The organism is Longimicrobiaceae bacterium (assembly GCA_036375715.1).
In the GTDB taxonomy this organism is placed as follows: domain Bacteria; phylum Gemmatimonadota; class Gemmatimonadetes; order Longimicrobiales; family Longimicrobiaceae; genus DASVBS01.
The window spans coordinates 76,799-91,509 of sequence record DASVBS010000060.1 but is presented as its reverse complement, the minus strand read 5'-3'; the positions used below and the strand labels follow the sequence as shown (position 1 = coordinate 91,509).

10 protein-coding genes are annotated in these 14,711 nt (G+C 66.1%); all 10 read right to left on the bottom strand.

Annotation, left to right across the window (positions count from 1 at the left end; all coding sequences use genetic code 11):
- Positions 1–3 precede the first annotated feature (3 nt).
- On the bottom strand, positions 4–498 hold the full coding sequence (locus VF167_11590) for a hypothetical protein (GenBank protein HEX6926054.1): 495 nt from the start codon (positions 496–498) through the stop codon (positions 4–6).
- 33 nt (positions 499–531) lie between these two features.
- Entirely contained in the window at positions 532–1,239 is a 708-nt protein-coding gene (locus VF167_11585) for an SDR family oxidoreductase (protein HEX6926053.1), read from the bottom strand.
- Positions 1,240–1,293: 54 nt separating this feature from the next.
- The gene (gene malQ, locus VF167_11580; protein ID HEX6926052.1) at positions 1,294–2,826 is read right to left on the bottom strand and encodes a 4-alpha-glucanotransferase; all 1,533 of its coding nucleotides are present in this window, start codon (positions 2,824–2,826) and stop codon (positions 1,294–1,296) included.
- Positions 2,827–2,850: 24 nt separating this feature from the next.
- A complete protein-coding gene (locus VF167_11575; GenBank protein HEX6926051.1) occupies positions 2,851–4,134 on the bottom strand; it encodes a hypothetical protein in 1,284 nt (427 codons plus the stop codon).
- Positions 4,131–7,394, bottom strand: a complete 3,264-nt coding sequence (gene treS / locus VF167_11570; GenBank protein HEX6926050.1) for a maltose alpha-D-glucosyltransferase — start codon at positions 7,392–7,394, stop codon at positions 4,131–4,133. Before treS ends, VF167_11575 begins: the two co-directional genes overlap by 4 nt.
- Before the next feature lie 103 nt (positions 7,395–7,497).
- Positions 7,498–8,136 carry an outer membrane beta-barrel protein gene (locus tag VF167_11565; protein ID HEX6926049.1) on the bottom strand — a complete coding sequence of 213 codons (639 nt, stop codon included), beginning with the start codon at positions 8,134–8,136 and terminating at the stop codon, positions 7,498–7,500.
- 115 nt (positions 8,137–8,251) lie between these two features.
- Entirely contained in the window at positions 8,252–9,571 is a 1,320-nt protein-coding gene (locus VF167_11560; GenBank protein ID HEX6926048.1) for a phospholipase D-like domain-containing protein, read from the bottom strand.
- Between the two features lie 142 nt (positions 9,572–9,713).
- Positions 9,714–10,919: an RDD family protein gene (locus tag VF167_11555; protein HEX6926047.1), complete on the bottom strand. Its 1,206-nt coding sequence runs from the start codon at positions 10,917–10,919 to the stop codon at positions 9,714–9,716.
- 58 nt (positions 10,920–10,977) lie between these two features.
- On the bottom strand, positions 10,978–12,636 hold the full coding sequence (locus tag VF167_11550; protein ID HEX6926046.1) for an electron-transfer flavoprotein:ubiquinone oxidoreductase: 1,659 nt from the start codon (positions 12,634–12,636) through the stop codon (positions 10,978–10,980).
- 25 nt (positions 12,637–12,661) lie between these two features.
- A complete protein-coding gene (locus VF167_11545; GenBank protein HEX6926045.1) occupies positions 12,662–14,680 on the bottom strand; it encodes an alpha-1,4-glucan--maltose-1-phosphate maltosyltransferase in 2,019 nt (672 codons plus the stop codon).
- Between the last annotated feature and the right edge of the window lie 31 nt (positions 14,681–14,711).

Genomic DNA, 14,711 nt, shown 5'->3' with positions numbered 1-14,711 from the left:
ACCTCACATCACGTGCTCTTCCACCTGGCCACAGACCATCGGCGTTCCGCCCGGGTCGTGGTAGACGACGATGTAGTTCCCGGCGAAGAGGCTATCGGCACCGAGCTCCACCGTCGTCGTCATGCTTCCGGTACCAGAGGCGTCGGCGGTGATCTCCGAGAGCGGCGCGACTACCGAGCCGACGGAGTCACAGGTACCCTGGTGAATGTGGCCGGGGTGCGTGGAGTTCGCCTCCAGCCCGTTGAGCGTCACGTTCACCTCGGTACCGGACCCGCTCGGAGTCAGGATCGCCTCGCCGGTGGCCGTACCGCCACCCAAGGCCGTCATCGCCACGGCGGTGGCCATCGCGCCCATCTGGTCCTCCGTTGTCGGGGTCGGCGCCATCCCTTCCTCCACCTGCGCGCTGTCGGCCCCAGCCATTTCGGTGTCCGCCGCGTCGCCGCCGCACGCACCCAGGAGCAATGCCAGAGCCGGTACCATCCAGGGTTTCCCGTTCAACCTTGCCTCCTTGCTCGAGGGTAAAAGGACGCCTCAACTCCGTCCGTAGACCGGAATTGCGGCGCCGTTGATCGCCGCCGAGGTTGGCGACGCCAGGAAGACGATCACGTCTGCGATCTGCTCGGGTGGCGTCCAGCGAGAGTGGTCGGCGTCGGGCATGGCGCGGCGGTTCTGCGGAGTGTCGACGGTCCCGGGAAGCACGACGTTCGCGCGCACGCCCTCCATCCCGTACTCCTCCGCGATCGCCTCCGCCAGGGTGATCAGCGCCGACTTCGCCACCGCGTACGCACCGTGATTCGCGCGGCCTCGGACCGCTGCGCGTGAGGACACGAATACGAGCGATCCCCCACCCTGCTCGACCACGCGCGGGAGCACGAAGCGCGAGACCAACCAGGCCGACTTCACATTCAGGTCCATCATCCGGTCCCACTCTTCGACCGGCGTCTCCGCCAGCCGGACTCCGCCGCTATACCCGCCAATCATGTGCGCGACGGCGTCGATGCGCCCGCCCCACTCCAACACCTGCCGTACGGCCTGCTCCGCCCCGCGTTCGGTGGTCAGATCGATCCCGAACGTGTGCAGTCTACCTGCATGCTCACGGGCCAACCGCTCGAGCGTGCCCTCCTGATCGGTTCGATAGAGCGGCACGGCCACGCGCGCACCCGCGTGCAGGAACGCGCTGGTCACGGCCCTCCCAACGTTGCCGGCGCCGCCGGTCACCAGAACCACTCGATCGTTCACGTGGGTACGCCTCCCTTACATTGTGTTCGCCGGGCGTTCCCCGACCCCGGTGCCTCAGCGATCGCGACAGCGACCCGCATCACAGGTCAGCCTGCGGAGCCGCTCGGCATCCTCGGGTCCCGGCTGTCCTTCGCGCAGGCGCCACGTCCAGTTGTTCTCGCTCGTGCCGGGCGTATTCATGCGGGCTTCGCTGCCCAGCCCGAGAACGTCCTGCAAAGGCACGATCGCGATCCGCGCCGGAGAACGAAAAACGAGGTCGATGAAAGCTTCGTGCACGGGCAGCTCGGACGATCTCCACCTCTGCCTCGCCACTTCCCGCTCGGCCGGGGAGGCGGTCGACCACCACCCGACAATGGTGTCGTTGTCGTGCGTCCCCGTATACGCGACCGTGTGCTCGGGGTAGTTCTCCGGCAAGTGAGGGTTCCGGGGATCGCCGTCGAAGGCGAACTGTACCACCCGCATTCCCGGATATCCCAGCTCCGTTCGCAGCGCGTCGACCTCTGGAGTGATGAGGCCGAGGTCCTCGGCGATCACGGGCACCGCGCCCAGCCGCTGCTGCATCGCTCGGAAGAACTCAGCGCCCGGGCCCTCCTTCCACGCACCGTGCACGGCGGTTTCTTCCTCCGCCGGGATCTCCCAGTAGGCCTGGAAGCCTCGAAAATGGTCGATCCGCACCACGTCGACCCACTCCAGCGTACGCCGGAAGCGCTCGATCCACCAGGCATATCCACTCCCCCTCATCACGTCCCAGTTGAACAGCGGGTTTCCCCAGCGCTGGCCCGTCTTGCTGAAATAGTCCGGCGGCACTCCCGACACCACCGTGGGATGGCCGTCGGAATCCAGCCGGAAGAGGTCCTGGTGCGCCCAGACATCGGCGCTGTCGTGCGCGACGAAGATGGGAATGTCGCCGATGATGGCGATGCCGTTCTCGTGGGCGTGCGTACGGACGGCCGCCCACTGGCGATCAAAGAGGAACTGCTGGAAGACGCAGCGCGCGATCTCCTCCTCGAGCTCCTCCCGCGCGGCTCGCAGCGCGTCGGCCTGGCGCCCCCTGAGCTCGGGGCGCCAGCCGGTCCACGGCGCGCCGTCGCGGTCGCGTAACGAGCGAAAGAGGGCGTAGTCCTCGATCCAGTGCGCCTGCCGCGCGCGATACTCCCGCAGCGGAAGGTGCAGCCGGTGCCAGGGCAGTGACCGCAGGCGCCGAAAGGCGAGCCCCAGCAGCTTGCCCTTCTGGCGCATGACTGCCGGGTAATCGACGGTATCCGAAGCAGGGTGATCTTCTTCCAACTCCCCCGGATCGAGAAGGCCCTCGATGACCAGCTCCTGCAGGTCGATGAGCACCGTGTTTCCCGCAACCGCCGAAAGGCCGTTGTAGGGGGAGCCCCCTTCGTCAGTATCCACGAGTGGCAGAATCTGCCAGAACGATTGGCCGGCGGCGGCGAGCCACTCTATGAAGCGATGTGCCGCGGCTCCGATGTTTCCCACTCCGCCCGGCGCGGGTAGCGAGGTCGGATGCAGCAGCACGCCGCTCAGACGGCCGTCGTCGAGCAGCGGCAAGCCGGATCGCCGGGCGCCGGAGGAGTTCATGGGCTTGCCGGAATCGTATGGAGCTCAGGCAGGGAGGACATACACGACCTCCGCGCCGGCGAGATGCACGCTCTCCGGCAGGGCCTCTCCCTCGGTCGGTCCGTCGTCCCGACATACCCGGTGCAGCCGGTGAGAAGGCCCGGCCACATCGGCGAGGCGCACGTCGAATTCCGCATCCACGCGCTTGTTCACCAGAATCCAGGCAGTGAGTGGCTCCTGGCCGGCTCCTTCCACAGTTCGCTCGAGCAGGAGCACGTCTCCGATCAGTCCCCAGGGGGTGCGCAGCGCCGGCTCTCCTTGCAGTGCGGGAGTCGACAGCTTCAGGCGGTTCACCCGGGCGATGAAGGAGCGCAGGTCGAAGCGGGGAACTTCCCAGTCCGATGGCATCGTGTGCACCACGTTCACCTGGCGCCGGAAGCCGAACTCATAGCCTACCGGCATCATTACGCCCGCGGAGAACCCTGCGGCGAAGGCGTACCGCTGCCGCTGCACGGCCTCACTTCCGCCGCTCTCCGCAGCCAGTCGCGGGGTGTCGTGGGTTTCCGGGAAGGAGATGGAGGGCGCCACGCCGCGGAAGCGCTCGTGCTGCTCGATCGCCCACCGATCGCTGAAGTTCCACCATTTGGTGGAGTTGAAGATGAAGTCGAAGCCGGCCTGACGCAGCGCGAGTACGTCTTCCACGGGAGCTCCGAGCGTCTCGGCGAAGAACCGTACGCCGGGATCGACGTCGCGCGCGGCCTCGATGAGGAAGCGCCAGAGCTCGGCGGGCACCTTGTAGGCCGCGTCGCAGCGGAATCCGCCAAAGCCGAGGCGGATCGACTCGCGCACGAGGTTCGCCCAGTACTCCCACAGCGCCTTTCGATCCGGCGAGCCGGCGTTGTCGATCTCGGCGAGATCGCCCCAGACGGTCACCTTGGATGGATCGTCCGGGTCGACCACGAACGGGCTGACCAGCTCCCCGGACTCGTCGCGGACGTACCAGGTGGGGTGCTGCTCCGCGAGCAGGGCGTCCTTGGAGGTGTGATTCACCACCAGGTCCATCATGGGCACGAGCCCGAGTGCCTGTACCGCCGCCAGCGCCTCGCGTAGCGGCGTGAGATCATACCCGTCGGATCCGGGCGGCGTGAAGAGCGGGTTGAGGCGAAAGAACTCTTTCGGCGCGTACAGGCTTCCGGAAAAGCCGGGGTAGTGCCACGGGTTCAGGTACAGCCAGTTAAAACCCATCGCCGCGGCGCGCCCGGCGTGCTCGGCCCAGCGGGTGGTGGGCCCCACGAGCCGCTGGAAGAGGTTGTAGATGACGGGCGTCAAACCATTCCTCCGGTCAGCTCGCGAATGCCCGCCACCGGGACCCAGATCCAATCGGGCCGATTGTTCATCTCGTAGCCGAGCTCGTAGATCGCCTTCTCCAGCTCAAAGACGCGGAGGATCCGACGGAGATGCTCGGAATCCTCGGGCACGAAGGGCGCCCCCTCCGTTTCCTGCCGATAGGCCGCCAGGAAGGTCGCGCGTACCTCCCGCAGCCATGCCTCGGCCCAGTTCTCCAGTGTAGACCGGACGAGAATGCTGTCGGTGAGATGATCGACGATCGCCGTCCGCACGGCGTAGTCGAAGGAGCGAAGCATTCCTGCGACGTCGCGCAGCGGGGAGTGTTTGGACCGACGGGTGGCCAGCGGTCTCCCTGGCTCTCCCTCGAAGTCCGTCACCACCCAACGCAGCGGAGATTCCCCGGCCACGCGGAGAAGCTGCCCGAGATGGAAATCGCCGTGATACCGGGTCTTCACCAATCCCGCCGCGTGGAGAAGCTCGATATCTCTGCCCAGCTCTCGGTAGTTCGGAGCCTCGTTCACCACCGCCGCGAGGGCGTTGAGGACGTGCGGCGGGAAGACACCGGGAATCGCCTCGAGCCGTCTGCCGACTGCCGAGAGGATGTCGTCGACGTGCCGGACGAACTCTTCGCTCCAGCGCGCGACATCATCCGGTCCGATCGGCTCAGGATCGAAATCGGGATCTCCTCCCTCACCCGAGGCGAGCGCCTGGTGCATCTCACCGGTCAACTCTCCCAGGTTGCGGGCCGCATCGAGGTATTCCCCACTCATTCGGCGGAGCGCCTCGCGGCCCAGCGGAGAGAGCGGGTCGGCAGCGCTCCGGCTCGCGGCCTGGAAGAAGCGATCGAGGTTCTTGCGCGTGTATGCCCAGGCATCTCCCGTGTTCTCCACGAATTCGAAGAGGCCCGCCAGCGGGGCGTTCTGCTCCCCTTCGTATCCGATCCATCCGGCCAGCGTGGGGTGCGCCTGGAAGCCTGTATGCTCCTGCAGGTAGGTCGAGATCTCGAGGTCGGGGTTGATGCCGTCCTCGAGCTTCCGGAAGACCTTGAGCAGTAGGCGCTCACCCAGGATCACCGACGTGTTGCTCTGCTCCGCCGACATGAGGCGGACGGGGAGCCGCGAGCCGACCAGGCGGTTGAGCGCCTCGGTGGGGGTACCCTGCAGCGAGCCCTTGGAGGTGGCGAGCTTGCCGGTCGACTCGACCAGATCCACCAGCATCAGGACCGAATCGGGATCCTGCAGCGCGTCATAGAATTTCACCTCCCGACTGCCCACGGAGATGGTGAGAAGCGGCTCGATGCCCGCGGCGGGAGCGCGGATGCTCAGCGCGAGCGTGTAGATCTCCGGATCCTCTTCCGCGTAGCGCACGCGGATGAAGGCGAGCAGCGTGGGAGGGCCGTTGTCGGGGCGCAAAAGCACGTGGTCGGCGAGCTCGATTCCCACGACTTCGCGCGCCTTACCGCGGAACCACCGCTGCGCACGGAGCCACTCGATGGGAATCGACCCCACGATCCCGGCAACGGAGGCGGTGTGCTCCAGCAGCTCCGCATCCTGCTCAGACCACGTCCGCGCGATGACCTCTTCTTCCTTCTCGCCGGGCGCGGGAACCCGGCGCAGCGAGAACCAGAAGAAGCCGTAGGGGCTCAGGGTGAGGGCGTAGGGCGACTCGTCGATCTGCAGGAACTCGGTGTGGCCCAGCATCTCCACGGGAACACAGCCGCGGAAGCGCGGGAGCTCCAGCTGCACCATCTGCGCGGTCCCGGCGAGGTTGTTCACCACCAGGATCGCGTCGCCTTCGTACTCGCGAACGTAGGCGAGAACGTGGGGATTGCTGGGCTCCAGGAACTCGATGGAGCCTCGCCCGAAAGCCTGGTGTTGCTTCCTGACCTGGATGAGCCGCTTCATCCAGTTCAACAGCGAGAACGGTGAGCGCTGCTGCGCCTCGACATTGATCGCCTGATATCCGTAGACGGAGTCGATGATGACTGGCAGGTAGAGCCGCGCTGCCTCGGCCCGGGAGAAGCCGGCGTTCCGGTCGGGAGACCACTGCATCGGCGTCCGCACCCCGTCGCGGTCACCGACGTAGATGTTGTCTCCCATGCCCAGCTCGTCTCCGTAGTAGATGATGGGCGAGCCCGGCATGGTGAACAGGATCGAGTTCAGTAGCTCGATCTTGCGGCGATCGTTGTCCATCAGGGGCGCGAGACGCCGACGGATCCCCAGGTTGATGCGCATCCTGGGGTCGGCGGCGTACTCGCGGTACATGTAGTCTCGCTCCTCGTCCGTCACCATCTCGAGCGTGAGCTCGTCGTGGTTGCGGAGGAACATGCACCACTGGCACTGCGGAGGGATCTCGGGCGTGCGCTCGATGATCTCCACGATCGGTCGCCGCAGCCCCTGGCGAACGGCCATGAAGATCCGCGGCATGAGCGGGAAGTGGAACGCCATGTGAAACTCGTCGCCGTCGCCGAAATAGGGGCGCACGTCGTCGGGCCACTGGTTCGCCTCCGCCAGCAGGATCCTATTCGGATACTTCGCGTCCATCCGGGCGCGAAATTCCTTCAGGATCTGGTGCGTCTCCGGCAGGTTCTCGCAGTTGGTCCCTTCCCGCTCGATCAGGTAGGGAACGGCGTCACAGCGAAATCCGTCGAGCCCGCGATCCAGCCAGTACTCCATCACCTCGAACATCCGCTCCTTCACCACCGGATTGTCCCAGTTCAGATCCGGCTGGTGGGCAAAGAACCGGTGCCAGTAGTACTGCTCTGCCACTGGATCCCAGGTCCAGTTGGACGGCTCGGAATCGGTGAAGATGATGCGGGCGCCGGAGTATCTGGTGTCGTCGTCGCTCCAGACATAGAAGTTCCGCTCTGGAGAGCCGCGGGGGGAGCGACGCGCCCGTTGAAACCAGGGGTGCTGGTCGGAGGTGTGGTTGAGGACGAGGTCGGCGATGACCTTCAGATCCCGCTGATGCGCCTCGTCGAGGAAGCGCTGGAAGTCGTCGATCGTGCCGTACTGCGGGTTGACCCCGTAGTAGTCCGCGATGTCGTAACCGTCGTCGCGAAGCGGAGAAGGATAGAAAGGGAGCAGCCAGATGACGTCGATGCCGAGGTCCTGCAGGTAATCGAGTCTGTCGATGAGCCCGCGGAAGTCCCCGATCCCGTCGCCGTTCGAGTCCTGGAATGCCTTGACGTGCAGCTCGTAGAAGACGGCATCCTTGTACCACAGGCTGTCCGAACCCGGCATGTTGGAGTCCTTGCGCGCAATCAGATCAAAAGGTGAAATCGAGTGCCGCGCGAGGGTGCAGGAAGCGTTCCCTGCCAAGCCGGGTCCGACAGCCCGGGAAAGATCAGAACACTAGTCCGCCCTGGAGGCCGAAGACCCCGTCGGCGTCACCCACTTTGGTAAAAAGCGCTCCGAAAAAGAGATTGGTAACGATCAGATTGGCGCCGGCCGTGATGCCAACGTCGTTCTCCCAGTCGCTCTCAGCTCCGTCGGCATCCAGCTTGGAAAACACGAGGCTGGGGTTCACGTACGGAGACAGCCGCGTGGAGCCGTCGCCGAGGTCGAAGGCCGTGCCGAAGCCGACGCCGAGAGGGATCGCGTAGACATTGATCTCTTCCCAGTCGGTGTATCGAACGCCGGCATTGGGGCAGATTCCGAGTTGAGGACCCTCTACTGCCAGCGGAGCGGTAAAGCTGTACCCGGCACGGACACCGAAGGTGTGCTGCGAGGGAATGTCGTCGCCGGCGTCGTCGTCGATGGAGGTGAGGGAGTAGCTCAGCCCGATCAACGCATCGTCGGTGGGCTTGTAGCGCCCGTCGACACCAACGCTGGTTGCGTTTTCGGGGAATCCGGCGGTGAGCCCGACTGCGGTCTGGCCCTTCCCCATCGGCAGGCCGGCGCAGAGCTGCGCCGAGAGCGGTGCGGCGAGGAGCGCGAGCATCAGCCCGAGCGCGCTGGCGAACAGACGGCGAGCTGTCGTCATATGGACCCTTGTGCTGGGGTGTATGGTGCGGGCTGCCTGGTGGCGCCCTGGGCCGAGTGCCCTTCCGGCCTATCGGGAGGGTCGGCGCTGAAGGACCGCTCCCGAACCGCTCCGCCTAGAACTGCTCCTCGAACAGCCCCGCCACCTTCTCCAGCCCCTTGTGAAGGAGCGGTCGGCGGCGGAACTCCTCGAGCCGGATTTCACGGGAGTGCTCGAGATCGCGGAAGAAGGTCTCGGTCACCTCGCGCGCGAAGCCGACGTCGAGAATCCCGAGCGTGTTCTCCTGGTTCAGCTCCTTCGATCGCACGTCCATGTTCGCGGAGCCGACCAGCGTCCACCTGCCGTCCACCACCGCGGTCTTCTGATGGATCATCGCCGGCTGGTACTCGTAGATGCGCACGCCTGCCTCCAGCATCGACTCGTACACGGAGCGGCTCGCCCAGCGGATGAGCTTGACATCGATCTTCTCGCCGGGCACGAGGATCCGCACGTCTACCCCCGCCCGCGCACGACCGAGAAGCACGGCGCACATGATGTCGTCGGGGACGAAGTAGGGGTTGGTGATGTAGAGGTGGTCGCAGGCGGCACGAAAGGAGAGCCAGAAGAGCGAGCGCATCGGGTGCGCCTCGCCCGACGGAGAGCTGACCACGCTCACATGCATCGATATCGGCTCGCCGCTGTCCTGGCCATCCCCTTGCCCCTCGGATCCGTCACCGTAGAACTCGGATCCGACCAGCATCTCGCCGGTCACGTGAACCCAGAGGGAGGTGAAGGCGGACTGGAGGTTGCCAGCGAGCCTTCCGGTTACCTCCACCATGCAATCGCGCCAACTCTCCTCGGAGAAGCCGTCGCCCATCCATTTGTCCATTACGGCGGCCCCTCCGGTGTACCCGATCGAGCCGTCCACGATGATGGCTCGGCGGTGATTTCGCTTGTGAAGGCGCGTCAGCATACCGAATCGCGGCGGGTGAAACCAGGCCCACTGCGCTCCTGCTTGCCGCAGCCGCTCGATGTTCCCCGCGTGTGCCTTGTGGCCGCCCAACCCGTCCACCATCACGCGCACCTGCACGCCTGCGCGCGCCCGTTCGGTCAGGATCTCGAAGAGGGTGTCACTCACCTTCCCCGGCTCCCAGATGTAGACCATGAAGTTGATGGTCTTCTCGGCCCGTCGCAGGGTCTCGAAGAGCGCGGGGTAGAACTCATCGCCGTTGTTGAGGAGCCGGGCGCGACCTCCGCGTCCGAGCGGTGCGTTCACGACGCCGGCGATCGCGTGCAGGAACTCCTCGGAATCCACCGTGCATTCCCCGCTCAGCTTCGCTTCGGCCGGCCGGTCGCCCACTCCGCTGAAGAGCGTGATGCCGACCGCGCAGATCGCGACGACGCCGATCGCCGCGAGGGTGAGCAGCCACCAGGGGTGATCGAAGAGCGCAGCCATCCGTAATCAGATGCGGGTCGGGAGGGATTGGGTGGCGGGCGCATCGCGCCGGGGGGCTGGCAGCGGCGGGATGTCAAGATTCGCGCCTTGTTCGAGAATGGCGGAAGGAGGGGCGCTTCGAGCTCGGATCCGACCGGAGTGATCAGTCGCGGACCACCACCGTGGCCGCGATCTTGTCGTGGATCGCCTGGCGGTTGTCGTCCCACAGGATCTGGAGAAAGCCCAACAAGCCTGTGGCGAAGCCGGCCGCGTAGCCGCCGAAGCGCTCGAAAGAAGCCCACCATCCGATCGGCCTGCCGGTCAGGCTGATCACGCGGATGCCAAACAAGCGCTTGCCGGGGGTCGTGCCGTGCCACATCGCGGTGGTTGCCGTGAAGTAGAGCCCGAACCATCCGAGCCCGAGACCCAGGTCTTCGATGAAGCCGCGGATAAGCGTCACGATTCCGGGTCCTTCCTCGAGCTCCTCCTCGAGCTCGTTCACTCGCGCGCGCAGGTCGTTCCGCTCGCTTTCCACGGAAGCCATTTCCCGCGACAGCACGGCGACCGTGTCGCGGGCCAGGAGCGCGACCATCGATGGTCGCAGAGAGTCCGCCGTGGCACTGTCATCGGCGGCGATCGCCGCCGCGTAGGCCGCCACCAGCGAGTTCTGCGCCTCGGTGCTGTCCGGAGCGACCTCTCCGGCCTCTTCGTCCGTCTCCGCGTCCTCGGTGAGCACGCCCTCCACGGCAGCGGCAAGCCATGGCTTCGATTCCACGTCGCCGGCCAGGTCCCGAACGGCAGCCCGCGCCTCCGACCCCGACATCCCCGCCGCGCGAAGCCTCTCGAGCAGGCCGATGACCGCTCGGCGGGCCTCGTCCTCGTTCTCAGCGGTACGTAGCGACACCACCCCGGTCCCGAACTGGACCGCCTGCATCCCGCTGAGATTCAGCCCGGTAGCGACTTCCTCCCCTTCCCGCTGGATGGACACCTCGACGCCGGGCGAAGCCTGGCGCTCCTCGTTGGCACTGATCCGGTCGCGGATGGAATCCCAGGTGCCGATGGCCGCGAGGAAGAGCACGAACGCGCCGCCTACGCGGAAGAGGAGCCGGAAGGTACGGGAGAGGTAGCCCGCGCCGGGCCTGGCTCGTCCCGAGACCCGGAACAGCACGTAGGCCGCCGCGAGGCCGAAGAGCACGCCAGGGGCGTTGGCGAGAATGGCGCAGAGCGCGCCGTCGATCGCGATCGCTCCCGCGCGCCGCCAGGGACTTGCGAGGGGGAGGCCGAGCACCCCCGGCGCCACGGAGAGCGCCTCCTGGGTAACGGCGGATCGCCGAACCCGGCGGGGTTGTGATTGCGAATCTGAGAACATGGGCGGCGGGAGTGGGGATGGCGCGAGCCCCAATATAGTCCGCGCGCCCCGCCCACCACTACATCCGCTTGTAGGAGGGCCCGCTTCCCCCTTCGCGAGGCGTCCAGCGCGGGCCGAGCACGTCCGTGGCCTTGCAGTCGATGCAGTTGGGGGCATTCACGATGAGACGCTCGCCCTGGCGCTCGTATACCCCCGCGGGACAGACGTGCTGATAGAACCGGGCGACTTCGGCGGGGATGTCACTCCCTACCAGGAGGTGTTGGGGGATGTCGTCCCTGGTCTGGTTCCCCGACTTGAAGACCGCGTCCACCTTGCTGAAGGTGAGCGATCCGTCGGGAGTGAATGGTTGCTCGGGGGCGACCCTGCGAGGAACCGCGGCGTCCGCCTCCATTTCGATCCGCTTCCCCTGAAACCGGCCGCCGGTGAGGGCCATCAGACCGGCCCGGGCACCTCCCTTCAGCAGCCCGCCCTTGAAGGCCAGCCGCATGTTCCGCGACCTGTACAGATCACGCATGATGAAGCTGTCTTCCACCGCGCGGTCATAGGCCGCCAGAGCGGCTGCGGTCGCCTCACCCTCGCGCAGCGCGCGGAAGATCGCTCGGGCGGCGAGGATGCCGCTATGCATCGCGTAGTGGATTCCCTTCAGCGAGGGCACATCGACGTATCCGGCGGCGTCTCCGACGATCACGACGCCGTCGCCGCTGCGTCGTTCAGGCAGCGAATAGTAGCCGCCCTCCGGGATCGTCTTCGCGCCCCACTCCACCATCTCCCCGCCCTCGAGGTACCGCCGGAAGTACGGGTGTGTCTTCATGCGCTGGAGGAGCTGGTGGACGTCCAGGGTCGAGTCATGGTAGTCGAGTCCGACCACCAGGCCGATCGCCACGACGGTCGGCTCGAGGGGGTACATGAAGCTCCCGCCGAACGCGTCGCTCGGCAGCGGCCAGCCGAGCGTGTGCACCACCCGATCGAGCGGGGTGCGGGTCTCCCAGACCTCCTTCACCCCGAGGGCATAGATCTGCGGGTTCGGCGAGGTGATCGCCTGCTGCTGCAGATAGGCGAGGGTGAGCGCTCCGCGCGTTCCTTCGGCGAGCACCACCGTACGCCCGATGACGTCGGTCGCGGGCTCGTGGCGCGGACCGGGCTCGCCGCTCCGAGTCAGCCCGGCAGGGACGGTGCGGACGCCCACCACGCGACCCTCGTGCATCAGCAGCGAGCCTACCGGGAATCCAGGAAGCAGATTCACCCCGGCCTCTTCGGCCCGTTCGGCGAGCCACCGGACGATCTCGCAGATTGAGGCGACGTAGAACCCCTCGTTTCGCATGCTCGGGGGCGTCGGGATGCGCTGTGCGCGCCCTTCGGTGAGGAGCAGCACCTCCTCCTTCTCGACCCGCTGACGGAAGGGCAGGTCCGCCGCTGACCGGTCGGGAAAGAGCTCGCGGAACGCGACGGGGTTGACCACGGCGCCGGAGAGGTTGTGCTCGCCCGGGCTCGCCGCCTTCTCCAGCACCGCGATCTGGAGCTCGCCCAGCGATCCTCCGCGCTCGGCGTCCAATCGCGCGAGGCGCGACAGCTCGATTGCCGTGGACAGGCCCGCCGGCCCACCTCCCACGATCACCACGTCCATCTCGATCGCTTCGGGATCCGGGCTCTCCTCCAGCAGGAAGCGATCGACCGGAAGCGGAGGCTGATGACGTGCGGGAACGAGGGTTTCGGGCATCTCGATCTCCGGACCGGAGGGTGGCTCAGTAGGCGCGCGGGAAGGGTACTACCACCTCCTCCATGAAGTAGTCGAAATCACGCTCGGAACGGACCCAGCGCACCACCCGCCAGATCCGGGCGGGATCGTGGGGCTCGATGCGCATGTGCTGGTGCGACCCGTGCCAGAGGCGCACGCCCCCGGCCAGGAGATCCTCCGCCTCCCAGGCGTCGTGCTCGCCGACGCCGATGACGTCCATCGGGAACATCAGCGTCACGTCCTGCGTCGCGAAGGGATCCAGGCTGACCGCGACGAAGATCGAGTTGGACCGATCCGGCGTGGACTTCTCGTAGAATAGCACCTGGTCGTTGTCGCACAGATGGAAGCGCAGGTTGTCGTACTCGTGCAGTGCCGGATTCTCGCGCCGGATCTGGTTCAGGCGGGTAATGATGTCGCGAATGTTGCCCGGGCGATCCCAGTCCCACGCGCGGATCTGGTACTTTTCCGAGTCCAGGTATTCCTCCTTGCCCTCGATCGCGGCTGCCTCGCACAACTCGAATCCGCAGTACATGCCCCACAGGGAGGACAGTGTGGAGGCGAGCACGGCGCGGATGATGAACGCGGGTCGCCCTCCTTTCTGCAGGAACTCCGGATTGATGTCCGGAGTGTTCACGAAGAAGTTGCCCCGGAAATACTCCCGCATCGGTCCGGCGGTGAGCTCCGTCAGGTACTCCTGGAGCTCCCACTTGAAGTTGCGCCAGGTGAAGTAGGTGTAGGACTGGGTAAAGCCCGCCTTCGCCAGGGTCCGCATCATCTTCGGCCGGGTGAAGGCTTCCGAGAGGAAGATCGTATCCGGGTGATCACGCTGCACCTCACGGATCATCCACTCCCAGAACTGCACCGGCTTGGTATGGGGATTGTCGACCCGGAAGATCTTCACCCCCTGCTCGATCCAGAAGAGCACCACCGACTTCCATTCCTCCCACTGCTCTTCCCAGTTCTCTCCGTAAAAGTTCAGGGGATAGATGTCCTGGTACTTCTTGGGTGGGTTCTCGGCGTACTTGATGGTTCCGTCGGGACGGATGTAGAACCACTCGGGGTGCTCGCGGACGTAGGGATGGTCCGGAGAGACCTGGATGGCGAAGTCCAGCGCGATCTCCAGGCCGTGCTCGCGCGCGGCGGCCACCAGCCGGCGAAAGTCCTCCAGGGTGCCGAGCTCCGGGTGCACGGCCTTGTGCCCGCCCTCCTCGCTGCCGATCGCGTACGGGACCCCGGGGTCTCCCGGCTTCGCAGCGAGAGAATTGTTCTTCCCCTTGCGGAAGGTATGCCCGATCGGGTGAATGGGCGGGAAATAGAGGACATCGAAGCCCATGTCCCGAACGTAGGGGAGCTTGCGGATGACGTCGTCGAAGGTGCCATGTCGGTTGGGATCATCCGACATCGATCGGGGAAAGAGCTCGTACCAGGAGGCAAAGCGAGCTGCCACCCGGTCCACCTGCACCGCCAGCTCCCGGTCGAAGGCGGTGAGGTCGGATCGGTCGGGGTAGCTCTCCACGAGCTGCAGCAACTCATCCGACATGGCGATGGCGACGCGCTCGATCTCGGGACCCTCGCCTCCGATCGCCGCGCTCAGCTGCTCGAGTCGGGCGCGATCGCCTCCGCTGGACAGAGCGGCGCTGCGGCGCACGATCGCGGCGCCCTCGAGCAGCTCGCTACCGACTTCCTGCCCGGCGTCGAACTTCTTCTTCAGCTCCGCCCGCCAGCTTCCGAACCAGTCTGTCCAGGCGACCACCGTGTAGTAGTAGCGAGCGTTCCGCTCCAGCGTGATCTTTCCCGCCCAGCGATCGTTGTCGACGAAATGCATCCGCGCCTCGCGCCAATCCTGCTCGTCCTCGGCGCGGTACCGGATCGCGGCGGCGATGGCGTCGTGCCCCTCCTTGAAGATGTCTGCGCTGACCTCCAGCTCGTCGCCAACCTCCCGCTTTACCGCGTAGCGACCGCAATCGAGCTGCGGCGCCACGTCCTCGATGACGATCTTCCTGCTGGCGTCGATCCGCGAGGCCATTTCCGTCTCCTGTTCCGGTTCGATTCGGGCT